Origin of the sequence: Bacillus sp. FSL K6-3200, from assembly GCF_038630485.1 — a bacterium.
Lineage (GTDB): Bacteria > Bacillota > Bacilli > Bacillales > Bacillaceae > Bacillus > Bacillus safensis.
In genome coordinates, this window is sequence record NZ_CP152032.1 from 1,966,549 (window position 1) to 1,986,878 (window position 20,330).

Here is a 20,330-nt window from a genome sequence, read left to right on the forward strand (position 1 = left end):
ATTATAAAGCTGATATTCAAGTTAAAGAAAGCTATTTTACTAGAACTTTTGACATTTCTAAGTAATTTTTTATAGGAGGATTATCTTGAAAGGAATAATTTTAGCTGGTGGTACAGGCTCAAGGCTATACCCTATTACAAAAGGTATTTCTAAACAGCTAGTTCCAATATACGACAAACCAATGATTTATTATCCATTATCTGTTCTTATGCTTAGTGGAATTAAAGAAGTTCTTATCATCACTACTCCAAGTGATTTAGAACAATTTAAACGTCTTTTAGGAACTGGAGAAAACTTGGGGATACACTTGAGTTATCAGGTGCAAAGTGAGCCTAAAGGTCTTGCAGATGCATTCATCATTGGAGAAGAATTTATTGGTGAAGATAGTGTATGTCTAGTGCTAGGAGACAATATATTTTATGGTCAAGGGTTGACTGAAATATTAAATAAAGCAGTGAACTTAAAGACAGGTGCGCTTATTTTTGGATATTATGTAAAAAATCCAGAAGATTATGGAGTCGTACAATTTGACAATGACGGTAATGTTCTAGGTATAGAAGAAAAGCCTAAACAACCTAAATCAAACTATGCTGTACCGGGTCTCTACTTTTATGATAATAAAGTGATAGATATAGCAAAAAATGTGAAGCCTTCTGCGAGAGGTGAGATTGAAATCAGCTCTATTAATGAGTATTATTTGCAACAGGGTAAACTGAAGGTTGAAATTATGGGTCGAGGAATGGCTTGGCTTGATACTGGAACACATAAAAGTTTACTTGAAGCGAGTAATTATATTGAAGCTGTTCAAAATAGACAAGGGCTATATGTGGCATCATTGGAGGAAATTGCTTACCGTAAAGGGTACATAAACGAAGAGCAACTTTATCGCTTAGCATTACCTTTATCAAAAACTGAATATGGAAGTTACTTATTAGATCTAGCTGAAAATAAAGAAGTCATTTTTAAATAAGATGATGAAGGAGAGTATAATGAAAACTTATCTCGTTACAGGTGGAGCAGGTTTTATAGGATCTAACTTCATTGCATTTTTGTTAGATACATATATAGATATTAAAATTATCAACTTAGATAAATTAACGTATGCAGGAAATCTCGAAAACTTAACAGACTATGATGGTGTTGAAAATTATAAATTTATTAAAGGTGATATTAATGACTCGGCTTTATTGCATGAAATTTTTGAAAATAATGAAATTGACTATGTAGTGAATTTTGCAGCAGAATCTCATGTGGATAGGAGCATTGAAAATCCTACCATTTTTGTTGAAACTAATGTGCTTGGTACACTGAATTTGTTGAATACAGCTAAAAAGTTTTGGCAAAATGGTGAAGATACATATATAGAAGGAAAAAAGTTTATTCAAATTTCAACGGATGAAGTATATGGTTCATTAAGTAATGAAGGTTATTTTACAGAAGAGACACCTTTAGACCCACACAGCCCTTATTCAGCTAGTAAAGCCTCAGCAGATTTATTGGTTCAGTCATTTTTTGATACGTATAAATTTCCTGTAAACATTACTAGATGTTCTAACAATTATGGGCCATTTCAATTTCCAGAAAAATTAATACCACTTGTTATACATCAATGTATTGAAAAAAAACAAATTCCGGTTTATGGTGACGGATTGAATGTAAGAGATTGGCTCTTTGTAGAAGACCATTGCAGTGCAGTAGACTTAGTTATAAAAAATGGTCAGCTTGGAGAAGTGTATAATATTGGTGGACATAATGAAAAAACAAATATTGATCTTGTGAATAAAATTATAGGTTACTTAAATGAAAAGGTAGATAAAAAAATAACCAAAGAATTGATCACCTTTGTGAAAGATCGAAAAGGTCATGATAGACGTTATGCTATTGATCCAACGAAGATTGAAAAGGAGCTTCAATGGCAACCGAAGTATCATTTTGAATCTGGTATTATAAAAACAATTGATTGGTATTTAAATAACTCTAAATGGTTTCAGAATATTTTAGATGATGAATATAAAAAATACTATCAAAAAAATTATGGGAAAGTAAATTAATAAATTAATTGGTGTGCCCTATTCAGTAGTTTGGATGGGGAATTTTACTTTTTTAAATGATGATAAATGTAAATTGAGATGGGGTTATGATGATTAAATATGGATATTAAAAAATTATTTATAAAAATATTTAAGTCAACAATAAATAAACATAAAGTAGAACTTCAAATAAAAGAAGGTAGACTCCTTTTTTCTGTTAAAAATTTAGGCCTTTTCCCAGCCCATAAGTATATAATTCTGAAAGATAGAGAAACTGGTAGATTTTTGAATAGTCAGATTAAAAATAGAACAGCTATTTTCAATCTTGAGGATATAGCCGATTTTGGTAAAAATGGAATTTTTGATGTGTATATTAGTCTTAGATTACACAGTAAATATTTACGGAAAAGAACTCCCTTTAGTTTGAATAATCAGGGGTTTATCTCATATTCGGAAGATTTAAATTTGAAATTTAAAAGTTTTAAGACGAAAAACGGTTATTTATCTTTCGATTTCAAAAAAAATAATTTTTCACAGTATATAAACACTTTAAAAAGTGTAGGTTCTAATTTCTATATTGAAGGTGAAGTTACTCAATTTTCAAATGAATATCAAGTAAACCAATTAGAACTAATAGCAGTAAGAAGAGATAATAATAAATCATTCGGTTACTCAATAAATTTTTCACAAGAAGGAAATAAATATAATTTCAAACAAATTATCATGATAGATAAATTAAAGCAAGATTTAGATCTCAATAGCAGATGGGATTTGTTTTTACAAATCAGAGATAGTAGTCGACGAATTTGTTATAAAGAGCTAATAGATATGACAGGCTACTCTGATTTCTCAAAAGAGGAAGATAGATATCTACTTGAAAATGATTATAAAGATGAGTATAAACTCATTGTTTATGTAACTATGGGAAAGGAAAGTTTGGCAATTTGGTTTACCGATAATGAACAATATCTGAAAACTTACAATATCGCTAGAGGCAAAACTGTTTTTAATAACGTTTGTGAGAGTCAGCCAATGAATAAAAAAATGATTTTCTTTGAAAGTTTTTTAGGAAAAAGTTATTCAGGAAATCCAAAATATATTTATGAATACTTATTAGAAAATGGATATGATAAAGAGTATCAGTTTATATGGTCCTATCAAGGAAAATCTGAAATTCCAGGAAATCCTCTTATAGTAAATAGAGAAGAGGAAGATTATTATCGGTATCTGGCGCTTTCTAAGTACTGGGTTAATAACATTATTTTTCCGGTCCATCGAAAAAGGGAAGGTAATGTGTATATCCAGACATGGCACGGAACTCCCTTAAAACGATTGGGGTATGACATAGAAGTAGATGGGCCTGAAAAAATGGCTAGAGAAAATTTTTATTTAGAATCTCGTAATTGGGATTACTTATTAGCAGCAAACGAATACTCTAAAGATATCTTCCAGCGGGCTTTTAAGTTTGAGAAAGAAATAATATTAAATGGCTATCCATCTAATGATATTTTTTATAAAAATAGTAAACAAGAAAGAATTGAATCAATAAAAACAAAATTGAACATCCCAAAAAATAAACAAATAATATTGTATGCACCAACATGGAGAGACAATGAATTGAGCGGGTCTTGGAACCATTCATTTGAGATGAAATTCGATTTAGAGCAGTTCCAAAGAGAGTTTGGTGATGATTATATACTAATCTTACGCATGCATCATTTAATCTCTGATTATTTAGTTCTTAGTCCAGATAAACATTCATCAATCATTGATTTATCTAAATATGATGATATTCAAGAGTTGTATTTAATTTCTGACATGTTAATTACTGATTATTCATCTGTGTTTTTTGAATTTGCAAACAGTAAAAAACCAATTTTGTTCTATGCATATGATTATCAACTTTATAAAGAAGAAATTAGAGGCTTTTACTTAGATATGTACAAGGATTTACCTGGTCCTGTGTTAGAAAAGCAGCAGCAGTTGTTCAATGCTATAAGAAATATACATTACATTGAAGATGAATACAGAGAAAAATATAATGAGTTTTACCAAAAATACTGTAGCCTTGAAAAAGGAGATTCAGCCAAATTAGTTAGCGAAACAGTGTTTGGAAATCAATAATTGGAGGTAACGATGAAAAATGTACTAGTGTTCCCATGCGGTTCAGAGATTGGTTTAGAAATTCACAATTCACTTAAGTTCTCTAAGGATTTTGAGTTGATAGGTGCTTCCAGTGTCGCTGATCATGGTAAATATGTATATAAAAATTATATAGAGAATGTCCCGGATATACATGATGAAGACTTTATTGTTAAATTGAATCATTTAATTGATGAAAATAAAATTGATTTTATTTTACCAGCTCATGATAGTGTTGTGTTGAAATTAGCACAAAATCAAAAACAAATAAAAGCATTAGTTGTAACATCTGACCAATTGACATGCGAGGTTGCTAGATCTAAAAAGAAAACATATGAGTTTTTTAAAAAGCAACCTTTTGTGCCCAAAATGTACGAAACAATAGAGGAAGTTGAAATTTTTCCTGTCTTTTTAAAGCCTGATGTTGGTCAAGGATCAAAAGGGATAGCTCTTGCAAGAGATAAAAAAGAGTTAGAATTCTATAAAAATAACCAATCTGATTTATTAATACTAGAATATCTTCCAGGTAAAGAATATACGATAGATTGTTTTACGAATAAAAGTGGAGAACTTAAATACGCTGGCAGACGAGAAAGAAAACGAATTAAGAGTGGCATAAGCGTGAATTCGGCTACGTTGCAAATGGATGAACAGACAAAACAAATTGCTCATGAGATTAACAAACATCTTCAATTTAGAGGAGCGTGGTTTTTTCAAATTAAAGAAGATGTGAATGGGAATTACAAATTGTTAGAAGTGGCTCCACGTATTGCAGGAACTATGGCTTTATATCGTAACAAAGGTGTTAATTTCCCACTACTTAGTTTATATGACCGGATGGATTTTGATATAAAAGTAGAAGATAATGGTGTAGACCTTGAAGTAGACCGAGCCCTAATTAACCGGTTTACTATTCGGTACTCTTATCAAAGAGTGTATGTTGATTTTGATGATACGATAACGTATAAAGACAAAGTTAATCCACTGTTAATGTTATTTTTATATCAGTGTTTTAATAGTAATAAAGAAATTATTTTAATTACAAAGCATATTCATAATATCAAAGAAACCCTAGAAAAACTTCGAATCAATGCAAACCTATTTAATCGTATCATTCATTTAGAAAAAGAGGATATAAAATCAAAATATATAGATAACCAAATATCTTCTATATTTATCGATGATTCCTTTAGTGAAAGGGACCAAATTAAGGCTGCTGGCATCCCTGTATTTGATGTAGATTCAATAGAATCTTTAATTGATTGGAGAAGTTAGATGGGAGAACAACTTAAATTTCCAAAACCAATACATGTTACAAAACCAAAACTTCCTAAATTTGAGGAGTATACTGATAAAATAAAAGATATTTGGGAGAATAACTGGTTAACAAATGACGGTCCCTTACATGAAGAGTTTAAAACTAAACTTAAAAATTATTTAGGAGCTTCAGAACTTGAACTGTTCACTAATGGTCATTTAGCTTTAGAAATAGCCCTGAAAACATTAGAAGGAAATGGGGAAATTATTACTACCCCTTTTACTTTTGCTTCTACGATTCATGCAATAAAAAATACTGGTTTCCAACCAGTTTTTTGTGATATTGAATCAAATACATTTAATATTGATGTTAAACAAATTGAACACCTCATTACAGAAAAAACAAGAGCAATAGTTGCGGTACATGTTTTTGGGAATCCTTGTGATGTAGTTGAATTAGAAAGAATCTCAAGGGATTATGGGATATCCCTTATTTATGATGCTGCACATGCTTTCGGAGTAAAAGTGAATGGAAACTTTATTGGAGAATATGGTGATGTTTCTATGTTTAGTATGCATGCCACAAAAGTTTTCCATTCTATAGAAGGTGGAGTGTTGTGCTATAAACGAAAAGACTTAACAAAACTACTTAAAGCTTTTAAAAATTTTGGTATTACTTCCAGTGAAACGGTAGATTACATCGGGATTAATGCAAAAATGAATGAATTTCAAGCTGCAATGGGATTGGTTAATCTAAGAGAAATTGATCAAGATATCTTAAAGAGAAAAGAAGTTTATCATATTTATGAAAGACATCTTTCAGAAATACCAGGGATTAACCTTGTTCAAATTAATAGAAATGTCCAGCATAACTATTCTTACTTTCCAATTTTACTAGAAAATATAAAAATGAGAGACTATTTAAATGAAGTATTAAAAGAATATAATTTATTTACTAGAAAATATTTCTATCCACTATGTAATGATTTTGGATGTTATTCATTTAATTCAAATGAAACACCGGTAGCAGGTTATGTGAGTGATCGTATTTTGGCATTACCAATGTATTCTGAACTAACCTCTGATGAAGTAGAACAAATTTGTACCATTATTAAAATAGTTTTAGAGGATTATCCTGTTCAAGACAAAAAAAGAATAACGAATCAAGGAGGGGAGCTATCGAATGAGCCAGTATAAACTAAGCGTAGTAGTGTTGGTTTATAATACAGAGTACTATTTGAAGGAGTGCCTTGATTCACTTGTCAATCAATCCTTGCCTGACTTGCAGATTATTGCAGTGAATGATGAAAGTCCCGATAATAGTGCGGAAATTTTAAATGAATATGAAAAGAAATACCCTAATATAACGGTAATTCATCAAAAAAATAGTGGTGGGGCTAATGCAGGAAATCACGGGCTGAAATATGCAACTGGGGAATACATTACCTTGATGGATTCAGATGATATACTGCCACTAGATGCATATGAAAAGTTATATTTAGAAGCCAAAAGAAGTGAAGCGGATATTGTCATAGGAAGGCCGAATATTTTAATAAATGGTGTTCAAAAAGAAATTATTTATAAAAAAGAGAGAGAAGTTTGGCAAACAAACAGGTTAATCGAACACGTGAAAGATTACCCTGATATTTTTTATGATGGATTTTATTGGAACAAAATTTTCCGCAGAGAATTGATCTTTGAACATCAGTGTTTTATGCCTCCAGGTATGCTATATGCGGATCGTCCGATGGTTCACAAGGCATTTTTATATGCAAAGAAAATAGCCATCATCACAGATGTTGTGTATCTTTGGAGAAAAAGAGGAGAAGAAGCAACTCAGAAATCAATAACCCAGCTAAATGGTGATTTACGTAATTTCCAAGATCGAATAGAATCTCTTAAATACCAAATGCAATATTTTGAAGCTTATGGAGATAAAGAGCTTGAAAATGAGTTTTTAAAAAGAAATATTGAACGCTTATTCTTTCCAATTAAAAATATCGTATTGGACAAAAAATTCAGACACGTTTTTTATAAAGAAATTAAGCCTATTTTACAAAAAGTTGATCATATTTTCGATAATGATTTAGGAATTACAAGTAACCTTTATATTTACTTTATTTTGAATGATTTGCATGAAGAATTGATTTATTATCTAGCTGGTAACCCAAAAGGAAACGTAATAAAAGATAATGGAAAATTCTACTGGTCTCTTCCGTTTTTTAGAAATAAAACACTTGACATACCAGATGAATTATTTGAGATAAAAGTGTTAAAAGAAGAATTTATAAAAATAAATAAAATAGGCGTTGAAGATGGAAAGGTCTTATTCGAAGGTATAGACATTCCGAAATCATTTGATGATGCATGTGTCTTTATTTCATTTGAATCTAGGCATAATTTAACTGAAAAGACTGTAGTTAGTGCGTTTGTAGATCATACAGGTAAAATAAAAGCAGAACTTTCGTTAAAAGATTTTAATCAAGTTGCGACATACGATATTTACATTATTGTAAAAAGAAATAATAAGGAAGATAAATTTAGAATCTCTAACAAAATGTATAGGAACAAACTCAATAACTTTAAAGATTCAAAGTTCAACCTATTTTTCACTAGTAACGGAAAGTTATCTCTTGAAAATATTGATGTAAAGTTAGAACAGTTGATTTTAAATGAAGTAGGTATTTTTATATTAACAGAATGGCCAATAATAGAATCAGGTGCATTTTATTTTAAAAATCGAATAACACAAGAAAAGATCTTTATGGAAAGGGTTTCAAGCACAGAATTCAAGATTAATTGGAAACATTTCTTTGAAGGATTTAAAACATATGACTTATTTTATTATTCCCAGGAGCGTCATTTTAGATTGAGAAAAAGTTTATTGACAGAAAAATTATATCATATGTATAGATTAGAGCCTTTTCAGATAGAGTTCTATGAGACGGATAAAGGAAATATTTCATTAAAAAGTTCAACTTTCTTAACTCGCTTGTTGTCAAAGCTCAAGGGTTGAATCTAGCTAGGAGGGAGTAGTTGCCTCCTTTTTTCATTTCTTTGCTATACTCACTTTGTCCACAAGTGAAATATTCCTCAACATCTGTTACAATTATGAGCGGTGCTTTTTAAAAAAGTAATTCCAAAAACTTATATCTAAGGAAGATTAGAATGAACGCAATGTTGACGATACTAAAGGAGCAAATCAGCTCATTTCCGCTGATTATGCGACTTGCTGTTTATGAAACAAAATCAAAATATCAGATGAATTATTTAGGTGTTTTATGGCAGTTTTTAAATCCATTGATTCAAATGCTGGCTTACTGGTTTGTTTTTGGTATGGGCATTCGCGGAGGAGAGCCGATTGTCATTGGCGGCATGGAGGTGCCATTTATCATCTGGATGCTTGCCGGATTAATCCCTTGGTTCTTCATTAGTCCCACGATTCTTGATGGATCAAACAGTGTGTTTAAACGCATTAATATGGTATCAAAAATGAATTTTCCGATTAGTGCGCTGCCGTCTGTGGTGATTATGTCCAACTTGTTCAGCTACTTTGTTATGATGGGTGTCTATCTGATTGTGCTGATTTCCAATGGCATCTATCCTGACACGCATTGGCTACAATATATATACTATCTTATTTGTATGATCGCGTTTATGTTTTCGTTTAGTTTGTTTAATTCCACGATTAGCGTACTCGTGAGAGACTATCAATTTCTTTTACAATCCGTGACACGATTACTTTTCTTTTTGCTGCCGATTTTTTGGAATATTTCAGAGAAACTTACTGGAGATAAGGCGTGGATTGGAGATATTTTAAGACTGAATCCTCTTTTCTACATTATTGATGGTTTCAGAAATAGTTTGTTAAAGGGAGAATGGTTCTTCCATGATGTCAAATACACACTTTATTTTTGGCTGATCACGCTTCTTCTTTTAACAGTCGGTTCATTGCTTCATATGAAATTTAGGGATAAATTTGTCGATTTTCTTTAAAAAGTAAGGAGATTATACGATGAAACTAAAGGTTTCGTTTCGAAACGTATCCAAGCAATACGTCCTATATAAAAAACAGTCGGATAAGATCAAAGGACTGTTTTTGCCTAATAAAAATGAAAAAGGTTTTTTTGCTGTACGTGATGTGTCCTTTGATGTATATGAAGGCGAGACAATTGGTTTTGTAGGGATTAACGGCTCTGGAAAATCGACAATGTCGAACCTTCTAGCGAAAATCATTCCACCGACAAGTGGTGAAATTGATATGGACGGCCAGCCTTCGTTAATCGCCATTGCAGCAGGGCTGAACAACCAATTAAGCGGGAAAGACAACATTCGCTTAAAGTGCTTAATGATGGGATTGACGAATAAAGAGATAGACGAGCTTTATGAAAAAATCGTTGAGTTTGCGGATATTGGCGACTTTATTGACCAACCGGTTAAGAGCTATTCAAGCGGAATGAAATCACGTCTTGGTTTTGCCATTTCAGCGCATATTGATCCAGATATCCTCATTATTGATGAAGCACTGTCTGTTGGAGACCAAACCTTCTATCAAAAATGTGTGGACCGCATTACAGAATTCAAGGAACAAGGAAAGACGATCTTTTTTGTCAGTCACTCCATTAGCCAAATTCAAAAAATCTGTGATCGGGTAGCTTGGATGCATTATGGTGAGCTTCGCATGTTTGATGATACGAAAAAGGTCGTGAAGGAATATAAGGAGTTTGTTGACTGGTTTAACAAGCTTTCTAAGAAAGAAAAACAAAAATACCAAATGGAACATAAGGAAGGCAGAAAAGGCGTACAAAAGACAGAAAAGGTGTCTCGCTATCAAGAGAACGGAAAACGTCGTTCACTGTTCGGACCCGCATTTCAAGTGACAGTTTTAGCGGTCTTAACGATATTGCTAGCCTTATCAATGTTTTCAGATCGCCCGCTACGTACACTGGCGACATTTGGTGCAATCCCATCGCATAAGGCAGAAGCTCCCCAGTCGAAGAACCCGCAGACCAAGGGATCGCCTGATATGAAAAAGGTGGATCAGCAGGTGATTGTCACGGCTGATCCACTCAAGGTTTACAAAGACCAAGCCATGAAAAAAAAGGCCGATGTCACTTTGCCATTTGGACAAGAAGTACAGGCTGTGGCTGAAAATAAACAAATCGTTCAAATTAAAACAGCGTCAGAAACGTATTTTGTTAAATCTGCTGCGCTTCAAAATGCAGAGGAATTAAAGTCATTATCTATTGGACCAGTACAATTTAATTCCTATGTATCGCCTGCATCGGCAGGTTCGTATGAGTATTTACTTTCTTTCCTTGGAAAAGAAGAATCTGTGCTTAAACAGAGAATGCAAACGCTGAGTTCAGTCAAAAATGATCAAGGTGATACGATTGAGAGATTGACCACAGAGAAAACCGACTATGTCATTCAAAAGGGGCAGGCAAACACCATTGTGTTTCGCGACATTATGCCAATCTCACCTTCCACACTTGGGCTGACAGAACAGAATGTCTGGATGAATGAGAAACGAACGAAATTCGCAGTGAAGGGCGAAAATAACCTGTTTGTCATTGATAATGAACAGCATACACTGACTATTTCAGTGATTAAATAAAAAAGCTGCCGATGCCGGCAGCTTTCAGCGTGTAGGCAAACCCTCGCATTCGGTGTCAGGTCTGCGCTCCGGTGCTCACGAATGTTTCAATTCGCTCCGCTCCGGTACTCGCCCTTCCTAGACTGCAAAGGTTTTCTATCACGCTGAAAAGAAGACAAAGGGCTAAAATTAAGATCATTTTAGCCCTTTGCCAATAATCTGAAAGCTGCCGATGTCGGCAGCTTCTTTAATTCACTTCTTCTTTTTCGAGAAGCTGTTTCATAAATGGAATGAGTTTCTTTTTTAATTCTTCATCCTGAAGAGCAAACTCAAGCGTTGTTTCAATGAAGCCTTGCTTCTCGCCGACATCGTATCGTTTTCCTTCGAAATCATAGGCGAATACGCGCTGGATGTCATTTAGCTTTTGAATGGCATCTGTCAGTTGAATTTCTCCGCCTGCACCAATCTCTTGCTGTTCAAGGTACATAAAGATCTCTGGCGTGAAAATGTAGCGCCCTAAGATTGCTAGGTTCGATGGTGCTGTTCCTTGCGGCGGCTTTTCAACAAAGTTTTTGACTTGGTAGCGGCGTCCTTCTTGAGTAAGAGGGTCAATGATCCCGTAGCGATGCGTATCGCTGTCTGCTACTTGCTGAACACCAATGACAGATGATAGAGTTTTTTCATATTCATCCATCAGCTGGCGAAGCCCAGGTGTTTCGGCTTGAACAATGTCATCACCTAATAAAACAGCAAAAGGCTCATCACCAATAAAATTGCGTGCGCACCAAACAGCATGTCCAAGACCTTTTGGTTCTTTTTGACGAATGTAGTGAATATCAGCAATGTTAGAAGATTTTCTTACTTTTTCTAACAGTTCCTTTTTCCCTTTTTCCTCTAGGTTACGCTCAAGTTCTGGAGCAAAATCAAAATGATCTTCAATTGCTCTTTTTCCTTTTCCAGTGACGATAATAATGTCTTCGATTCCTGATTCAACTGCTTCTTCAATAATATATTGAATGGTTGGTTTATCAACGATTGGGAGCATCTCTTTAGGCATGGCTTTTGTTGCAGGAAGGAAACGTGTCCCGAGACCTGCAGCTGGTATAATGGCTTTACGTACTTTTTTCAATGTATTTTGCACCGTCCTTAAATACTGATGTGAAAATTAAGAGAATACCACTAAATTCTACCTTACTTTTAAAAGTAATCAAATAATTTTATGATGTTTAAAGTAATTTTAATAGAAAATCGTAAATATAAACAATCAGATCTGTGAAAATTTTATTAATTTTAGCATTGTTAGTTTATCATTCGAAGAGATCTTTTGTATAATAAAAACAATATGTATTGTTGGAAAGAGGCATAAACAAGTGAAAAAACTAAATGTAATGACTATTTTCGGTACTAGACCTGAAGCAATCAAAATGGCACCACTTGTCCTTGAACTGAATAAACATCCACAGATAAATTCGATTGTTACTGTAACAGCTCAGCATAGAGAAATGCTTGATCAAGTCCTTGAGGCTTTTTCTATTACGCCAGATCATGATTTAAACATCATGAAGCAGCGCCAGACATTATCTGAAATCACATCAAATGCGCTATTGAAGCTAGATCAATTATTCCAAGAGGAAAAACCTGATATTGTCCTTGTTCATGGAGACACAACAACAACCTTTGCAGGAAGCTTGGCCGCATTTTACCACCAAATTTCAGTCGGTCACGTTGAAGCGGGTTTAAGAACACACAATAAATACTCGCCGTTCCCTGAGGAATTGAACCGGCAAATGACAGGCACAATTGCCGATATTCATTTTGCTCCTACAAATGAGGCGAAGCAGAATCTTTTAATTGAAAATAAAAAAGAAGAGACGATTTGTGTGACGGGGAATACTGCGATTGATGCGTTGCAAACAACGGTTACAGATCAGTATCAGCACCCTATTTTAGAGAAGATAGGCACAGATAAAATGATCTTGTTAACGGCTCATCGCAGGGAGAATCTCGGCCAGCCGATGAAAAACATGTTTAGAGCAATTAGACGTATTGTTGAAGAGTTTGAAGATGTTCAGGTTGTCTACCCTGTACATTTAAACCCTGCTGTTCGTGATGCGGCTCAGACAGAATTCAGTGATCTTGATCGTGTGCATTTAATTGAGCCGCTTGAAGTCGTTGATTTCCATAACTTTGCTGCTGCCTCACACTTTATATTAACGGATTCTGGCGGTGTTCAAGAGGAGGCGCCTTCTCTAGGGAAGCCAGTATTAGTGCTGCGCGATACAACAGAACGCCCTGAAGGTGTGAAAGCTGGCACGCTTAAACTCGCAGGTACAGATGAAGAGACCATTTACAACATGGCAAAACAGCTGCTAGTCGATCAGAAAGAGTACGACAACATGTCGAAGGCGTCTAATCCATATGGTGATGGACAAGCGTCAAAACGAATTGTCGAAGAGCTCCTCCATCGTTTTGGATTAAGTGAAGAAAAACCAGTTCCATTTCAATCATAAAAAAAGAAGACTACAGAAATGTAGTCTTCTTTTTTACTGCTCCAAACTTTCCTTCAATTCCTTCTTCACATCCGCAAGACTGCTGTCATCAAGCTGGTAGTAATAAATGTTATTGATACGTGTGCCTGATCCTTTCAGTTCGTGCTGCTCCACATGCTGTCTTGCATCACGATAATCATTCATCATCGTCCACATATCGTCAAATGACATATTTGTCTTCATATTGTTTTCCACGACTTTGAACATATCGCCGAATTTCGTAATAGATGAAATGTTTGCACCTTTTGCAATGATGCCTTCAATGACCTGACGCTGTCTTTGCTGACGTCCGAAATCACCTTTTGGATCTTGCTTTCTCATTCTTGTGTAGGCAAGGGCTTGATCCCCATTCAGGTTAATTTCTCCGGTACCAAATGAATGGCCGTCATAGCTAAATGCAAACGTGCTATTTACTGTAATACCGCCAAGTGTATCAACAATATCCTTGAAGCTTTCCATATTGACTTTAACGAAGTAATCAACAGGTACATCAAGAAGTTCCTCTACAGTATCTGCTGCCATTTGTGTACCGCCGAATGCATAGGAATGGTTGATTTTATCCATTGTGCCTTTTCCGACAATTTTCGTATACGTATCACGCGGGATGCTCACCATCTCGGTCGTTTTCGTTTTCGGATTTACTGTCATGTATATTAATGTATCTGCACGACCTCGGTCATTTTTTCGTTCATCGACACCCATGACTAAAATAGAAATCGGGTCTTTCTTACTTAAATCGACATCTTTGTCACGCTTATCTGACTTCTTTAAATTCTCTTGAATGCCTGCGACGGTCGATGCTGCTGTGTTCCAAAGATGATATGCGTATCCGCCAGTTGCTAATACGAATAAGCCAATAATCGATAAAACAATCCAAAGAACCTTTTTCTTCTTTCTTTTTCTTTCAGCTCTCATAATGTCCCTCACCTTTTCTATGATTCTTCCATGATTATAGGTTTACGAATCTTGATAAACAAGTTATTTTTTTACTCTGAACCTAGATATAGACGTTGTAACAAAAAAAAGGTTTCAAAAAACCTTAAATTTACCTTAAAATAATAAGTTATAAGACGATACAAAGACATGAGGTGAAAAAAATGAAGAAAATCGTCGTTTTACCGTTCTTAATACTGCTACTAGGTATCGTGCTCACAGCATGTGGAACGGCTGAGCAGTCCTCAGGAGAAAACAAGACAAGCAGTTCAACTCCTCAGGTACTGGAAGAGAAAGCTGAATTTATTGGAATGGCTGATGCACATACAGTCGAAGTGAAAAAAGTGAACACGACCTTAAGCTATGAATTTACGGATAATTTTAAAGATGTGTTAAATGAATTTAAACCAGGAGACACAGTAGAAATCTCTTACTTTATTAATGACAGTGGTCAAAAGGAAATCCAGAAGATTGAAAAACAGAAGTAAAAAAGATGGGCGGGATGAACAAAATTGAAGAAAACAGGCATTACACTTATTGTCCTAATAACACTGACTCTACTAATTGCACCCCTTCAGTCTGCCATGGCCAGCTCGGCAATTTCGGTGAAATTATCTAATTATATCGGAAACAAAACAAGCATGGATATTTCAACAACTGGAGAATACAAGCTATCAGGATCAAATGTTGCTGTAACGAAAAGATATGACGGCAAAAATAGATACGAAGTAGCCAACAGTATTGCATCTGCTGGCTGGAAAAATCCATCAACTGTTGTCATTGTGAGCAGAGATGCATTTGATCATGCGATTTCTGTATCACCGTTAGCATACAAACTGGGCGCACCTATTTTGTATACGAATATTGAAAAGCTGACGAAAACAACAGAAAACCAGCTGAAGAAAATGAAGCCGGATAACATCCTGATTATCGGAAATACGAAAAGTATTTCAACAGCTGCTGAGAAATCTATTAAAAAGTATGGCAAAGTCAGACGTATTAGTGGAAAAGACAAGTTTGAAATCTCCCAAAAAATCGCTAAAGAAATGGGTAACTATAAGCAAGCTGTCGTTGTCGGCGGGAACTCATTTATGAATGGGATTGCCATTGCATCCTACGCATCGAGAAAGGGATACCCTATCCTGTTAACAAAAAAAGATTCCATTCCGTCTTATAGAATGCCAAGTAAAGTGATCATCATCGGCAGTACGAAAAGCACTGGTCAAAAAGTGGAAAATCAAATCAAAAAAACCTCACAGGTGACAAGAATCAGCGGTGCCAATCGCTATGAATTATCTGTGAATATTATAAAAAAATTAAATATTAATGCAGATAAAGTTTATTTGGCAAAAGCCTCTAGCTATATTTATGCTATGCCGCTGTCGCAATTGGCTGCAAAATCTAACAGTACCGTTGTGTATGTGAAACCCGATTCTGTCACAGCATCTTTAAAAGCACTGTTGAAGGAAAAAGGTACATATGCTTATCATCTTGCTGGCAGCACAAGTGCAATTAAAGATAGCTTGAAAAATTCATTAGCCAAACAAGTCTATCTGAAAAAAAATCAAAACTACCAATTGAATATTTCTAACGGAAAAATTTCATTAAAAGGCATAAAGACGTATAACACAGTAAGAGTTGTTCCTGAGAAATATTCAACAAAAAATGTCCTTCAAATTGCAGGAAAGCCGTACTTAGGCAGTGTAAACTTTGCAATTGAATCAGGGTATATCAGGCCGACTCTCGAAAATATTCCATTTGAAGACTATCTAAAAGGTGTAGTACCAAATGAAATGCCTGCAAGCTGGAATGTTGAAGCGTTAAAAGCACAGGCGGTTGCCGCTAGAACGTATTCGGTGAAAAGTATTGGCAAAGTCGTCCCTGATACAACAGCCTTCCAAGTATATGGGGGATATAACTGGTACACAAATTCGACAAAAGCTGTCGATGCTACAAAAGGAAAGGTTCTGAAATATAACAATCAGCTCATTTCAGCAACCTATTACTCTAGCAATGGCGGTTATACAGAGGCAAGTGAAGAAGTATGGGGAAATGCACTGCCATACTTAGTGGCCAAAAAGGATCCAAAAGATCCAGTCAATCCATGGACACTGAAACTCTCTAAGAAACAACTAGGCACGACATTGACTGCTAGCACAGCAGCATCTCAATGGTCTAAAGCAAAAGAGACAAATGCAGCTGACCTTGCAGGCCTTAAATCATGGCTGCTCAAAAACAAAGAAACCGCTGCATCTGATATGAAAATCGCATCGATCTCAAGCCTGACGTTCTCAGGGAAAACAAAAGGCCAACGAGCGAAGACGGTATCGATCAAACTGACATACCATCTGAAAAACAAAACAGGCACATATTCGGTAAACAAAAGCACAACGGCAAGTATGAAAATGACCGAGTTTAGATCCGTTATGGGCGCAACAAAGGTGAAAAGCACGTTTGCGTCAGTCAAAAACAATACAAATGATTTCACGATTTCAGGAAAAGGGTATGGCCACGGCATTGGTATGAGCCAATACGGAGCCAAAGCGAGAGCTGAATCTGGAAACTCATATTCTTCCATACTCTCGTTCTACTATCCAGGAACAAAACTAACAAACTATTAAAGGGTAAAAGGAGGACATAGAAGATGCGCTCATTGATGAAAACAGCCATCCTCAGCCTCATCGCTATTTTCGTTATCGTTCCAACAGCTTTGGCAGACAATTCAGTCTCACGAATTGATGGCGGGAGCAGATATGCTGTAGCGGCAAACGTAGCGAAAAAAGGATGGGGAACTGCAAGTACAGTCGTTTTAGTAGGGAAAACTGCGTATGCAGATGCAACAGCAGGAATTCCACTTGCACACCAAAAAAATGGACCAGTTCTTTACACTAACAGTAAAAGCCTTTCTGGTGATACAAAGAAAGCCTTAACTTCATTAAAAACAAAGACGGTGATCGTTTTAGGCAGCACATCAAGTGTGTCAAACAACGTGGTCAACCAAGTGAAGAAAATGGGCATCTCCACACAGCGTATCTCAGGGAAAAACCGATATGAGCTATCTGCCAATATCGCGAAAAAAATGAACAAGCCAGCAGGCGTCGTTGTCGTTGAGGGTTCTTTCTATGCACATGGGATTGCGATTGCACCTGTAGCAGCTCAAAAAGGATTCCCAATTCTATACACAGATAAAAAGGGACTTCGCTCTGAAATCGCTTCTGTTGCAAAAGCAAGCAATGTGAAACAAACCATTGTAGTCGGCGGAGAGAATTACGTCACAAAAGCCGCTTATAACCAATTGAAATCTCCAACACGAATCAAAGGCTCGACTCGTTATGATGTCGCGGCAAATATTGTGAAAAAGTATAATATGAGCGTCAATAATACCTATGTAGGAAGAGGATTTGGTTATGCCACTTCTTCTTCTGCTGCAGGAATTGCAGCGAAACAAAACAAAGCTTTGCTTCTAACAAATGAAAAGACGCTGCCAAAAGTAACAAGAGCAACAGTGAGCAGCAAAAAAATCACCAAATTTACTGTCGTAGGCAGTACAAATACAGTGACACCAACTGTTGTGAACCAGTTGAAAAACCCAGCTGTTGGTAAAAAAGTATTCATTGATCCAGGTCATGGCGCGCATGATTCAGGAGCTGTAGGATACGGATTATATGAAAAGAATTTGAATTTAGATGTAGCAAAGCGTTTAAATACGAAATTAAACAACGCTGGTGCACTTGTGACCATGTCAAGAACATCAGACACATTTGATAGTCTTCAAACACGAGTGAGCAAAGGTGCGTCAGCAAATGCAGATATCTTCATCAGTGTCCATGCGAACTCAAATGATAACAGCAGTGCAAATGGAACAGAAACGTATTATGACAAAACCTATGCGGCTGCAAACAGCCTGAAGCTGGCGCAAAACATCCAGCCTAAAATGGTTAGTGCACTAGGCACAAGAGACCGTGGTGTGAAAACAGCTGGCTTCTACGTCATTAAATATTCTAAGATGCCGAGCGTTCTTTTGGAAACTGGTTTTGTTTCCAGTCCAGTTGATTCAAACATCTTGAAATCTGCTACGTATAAAGATCGATTAGCGTCAGGTATTTCAAGCGGTGTGTCAGGTTATTTTAGATAAGAAAACACAAACCTGAGGGGTGCCTCAGATACTCCTCTTAGGCTGCTCGAGAACGTACTCGGCAGCCTTTTTTAAAAGTTCATGAAGTTCTTGGGTGAAGGGTTCAAACCAAGGAGGTTGACTTCATGCGTGTGGATATCAAATGTATTTTACTGATTGCTATTTCACTATGTTTATATACACCATCCGTTTTTGCTCAGCACACTGTATCGAGGATAGAAGGAAGCAATCGGTATGAGGTCGCGGTAAATGCCGCAAAAAGGGGCTGGCAGGAAGCGCCTGCCGTTGTGCTTGTGGGCGGTGATGCTTATGCAGATGCCCTGAGTGCTGTGCCTTATGCCTATCAGCAAGGGGCCCCAGTCCTGTTAACGAATGCTGGCAGTCTTTCAGGTGCAGTAAAGACAGTGTTGCAGCAGCTGAAAACGAAGCGGGTAACGATTCTTGGCGGGACTGCGAGTATTTCTGAAAAAGTCGTGAAGCAGTTAAAAGCGATGAATCTATCCGTATCCCGTATTCAAGGAAAGAACCGCTATGAATTGGCGGCAAATGTGGCTAAGCACATGAAGAGTGCTAGTGCGGCTGTCGTCGTGAATGGTTCTGCTTATGCTGATGCTGTCGCGATTGCTCCTTACGCTGCCAAACAAGGCTATCCCATTTTATTAACAGATGCGAAAGGGCTGCGCCAAGAAACAGCCAATCTATTAAAAAACAAAGCGGTCAAGCGGACCATTGTGATCGGCGGAGAAGCGAGTGTTAATAAACCCACTTTTCAAAAGCTTCCATCACCAGTCAGAATAAGCGGAGCCAATCGGTATGAGGCGGCTGCCCAAATTGCTAAAACGTATCCAATGAAGACAAGTCAAACATTTATGAGTCAAGGGTATGCCTATGCAGATGCAGCAGCTGCGGCAAGTATAGCAGCGAAACAGGGACAAACTCTTCTGCTCACAGACGCCCAAACGGTGCCGAATGCTATCAGAAAAGTCATTGGAACAAAACAGATATCAGCATTTACTGTGGTAGGCGGAATATCAACCATTCAAACGAATGTCATCATGCAGTTGAAAAATGCGGTCTTAGGCGAAACGATTTTTATTGATCCGGGTCATGGTGCGCAGGATGCTGGAGCTATAGGGAATGGCCTGCTTGAAAAGAACATTAATTTAGAAGTCGCATTAAAGCTTCAGTCGAGGCTTCATCAAGCGGGTGCCCTTACTGTCATGTCGAGAACATCTGATACATTTGACTCCTTGCAGACACGTGTCAGTAAAGGAGCGCAGGCAAGTGCAGATATATTCATCAGTATCCACGCCAACGCAAATGATAACAGCCGTGCGAATGGGACAGAGGCGTATTATGATACGACATATGCGGCTGCTAATAGTATCAAGCTGGCACAAAAGGTTCAGCCTCGAATGGTCAGCGCCCTTGGAACAAGAGATCGCGGAGTGAAAACAGCAGGGTTCTACGTCATCAAATATTCCAAAATGCCGAGTATTTTGCTAGAAACCGGCTTTGTGACAAGCCCAATTGATGCGAGTATTTTAAAATCATCTGCTGCAAAGGATCGGCTGGCTTCTGGAATTGCGACTGGTGTGTCCAATTACTTTGACGCAAAATGAACCGATAAAAGAAGTGTCAAGTTAAAAATACATTTCATTTTTGGTTATGTTTGTTATAATTGAAAC

15 protein-coding genes are annotated in these 20,330 nt (G+C 36.3%); 13 read left to right on the top strand and 2 right to left on the bottom strand.

The features are described 5' to 3' along the window. Positions 1-85 precede the first annotated feature (85 nt). The 8 genes from rfbA (at position 86) to tagH (ending at position 11,046) form a co-directional block, all read left to right on the top strand. Positions 86-970, top strand: coding sequence for a glucose-1-phosphate thymidylyltransferase RfbA (rfbA, locus tag MHI60_RS09925; RefSeq protein WP_095409702.1), 885 nt, complete (start codon positions 86-88; stop codon positions 968-970). 19 nt (positions 971-989) lie between these two features. Further along, a complete protein-coding gene (gene rfbB / locus MHI60_RS09930; protein ID WP_095409701.1) occupies positions 990-2,051 on the top strand; it encodes a dTDP-glucose 4,6-dehydratase in 1,062 nt (353 codons plus the stop codon). A gap of 99 nt (positions 2,052-2,150) precedes the next feature. Then, positions 2,151-4,154 (top strand): CDP-glycerol glycerophosphotransferase family protein, encoded by a 2,004-nt coding sequence (locus tag MHI60_RS09935; protein ID WP_144483703.1) that lies wholly within the window; start codon positions 2,151-2,153, stop codon positions 4,152-4,154. A gap of 12 nt (positions 4,155-4,166) precedes the next feature. Next, entirely contained in the window at positions 4,167-5,447 is a 1,281-nt protein-coding gene (locus tag MHI60_RS09940) for an ATP-grasp domain-containing protein (RefSeq protein ID WP_095409699.1), read from the top strand. Then, complete coding sequence (locus tag MHI60_RS09945) at positions 5,448-6,626, top strand: DegT/DnrJ/EryC1/StrS family aminotransferase (protein ID WP_144483701.1); 1,179 nt, start codon at positions 5,448-5,450, stop codon at positions 6,624-6,626. Then, complete coding sequence (locus MHI60_RS09950; protein ID WP_095409697.1) at positions 6,613-8,445, top strand: glycosyltransferase family 2 protein; 1,833 nt, start codon at positions 6,613-6,615, stop codon at positions 8,443-8,445. The genes MHI60_RS09945 and MHI60_RS09950 overlap by 14 nt, the downstream gene beginning before the upstream one ends. Positions 8,446-8,597: 152 nt before the next feature. Further along, on the top strand, positions 8,598-9,425 hold the full coding sequence (locus MHI60_RS09955) for an ABC transporter permease (RefSeq protein ID WP_095409696.1): 828 nt from the start codon (positions 8,598-8,600) through the stop codon (positions 9,423-9,425). Between the two features lie 19 nt (positions 9,426-9,444). Continuing rightward, positions 9,445-11,046, top strand: a complete 1,602-nt coding sequence (tagH, locus tag MHI60_RS09960) for a teichoic acids export ABC transporter ATP-binding subunit TagH (protein WP_144472002.1) — start codon at positions 9,445-9,447, stop codon at positions 11,044-11,046. A gap of 226 nt (positions 11,047-11,272) precedes the next feature. Here tagH and galU read toward each other — a convergent pair whose 3' ends face one another. Beyond that, positions 11,273-12,154 carry a UTP--glucose-1-phosphate uridylyltransferase GalU gene (gene galU, locus MHI60_RS09965; protein WP_095409693.1) on the bottom strand — a complete coding sequence of 294 codons (882 nt, stop codon included), beginning with the start codon at positions 12,152-12,154 and terminating at the stop codon, positions 11,273-11,275. Positions 12,155-12,395: 241 nt separating this feature from the next. Between galU and wecB the strand changes: the two genes are divergently transcribed. Then, the gene (wecB, locus tag MHI60_RS09970; RefSeq protein WP_095409692.1) at positions 12,396-13,535 is read left to right on the top strand and encodes a UDP-N-acetylglucosamine 2-epimerase (non-hydrolyzing); all 1,140 of its coding nucleotides are present in this window, start codon (positions 12,396-12,398) and stop codon (positions 13,533-13,535) included. A gap of 33 nt (positions 13,536-13,568) precedes the next feature. Here wecB and MHI60_RS09975 read toward each other — a convergent pair whose 3' ends face one another. Further along, on the bottom strand, positions 13,569-14,489 hold the full coding sequence (locus tag MHI60_RS09975) for a LytR family transcriptional regulator (protein ID WP_095409691.1): 921 nt from the start codon (positions 14,487-14,489) through the stop codon (positions 13,569-13,571). A 182-nt stretch (positions 14,490-14,671) separates the two neighbouring features. On the opposite strand from MHI60_RS09975, the gene MHI60_RS09980 reads away from it, so the two are divergent. From MHI60_RS09980 to MHI60_RS09995, 4 genes are all read left to right on the top strand, one after another. Beyond that, positions 14,672-14,995: a hypothetical protein gene (locus tag MHI60_RS09980; RefSeq protein WP_024423640.1), complete on the top strand. Its 324-nt coding sequence runs from the start codon at positions 14,672-14,674 to the stop codon at positions 14,993-14,995. Positions 14,996-15,019: 24 nt separating this feature from the next. Then, positions 15,020-17,128 (top strand): SpoIID/LytB domain-containing protein, encoded by a 2,109-nt coding sequence (locus MHI60_RS09985; protein WP_095409690.1) that lies wholly within the window; start codon positions 15,020-15,022, stop codon positions 17,126-17,128. Positions 17,129-17,151: 23 nt separating this feature from the next. After that, on the top strand, positions 17,152-18,642 hold the full coding sequence (locus MHI60_RS09990) for an N-acetylmuramoyl-L-alanine amidase (protein WP_095409689.1): 1,491 nt from the start codon (positions 17,152-17,154) through the stop codon (positions 18,640-18,642). Between the two features lie 125 nt (positions 18,643-18,767). After that, a complete protein-coding gene (locus tag MHI60_RS09995; RefSeq protein ID WP_144483698.1) occupies positions 18,768-20,264 on the top strand; it encodes a cell wall-binding repeat-containing protein in 1,497 nt (498 codons plus the stop codon). The last annotated feature ends 66 nt before the right edge of the window (positions 20,265-20,330 follow it).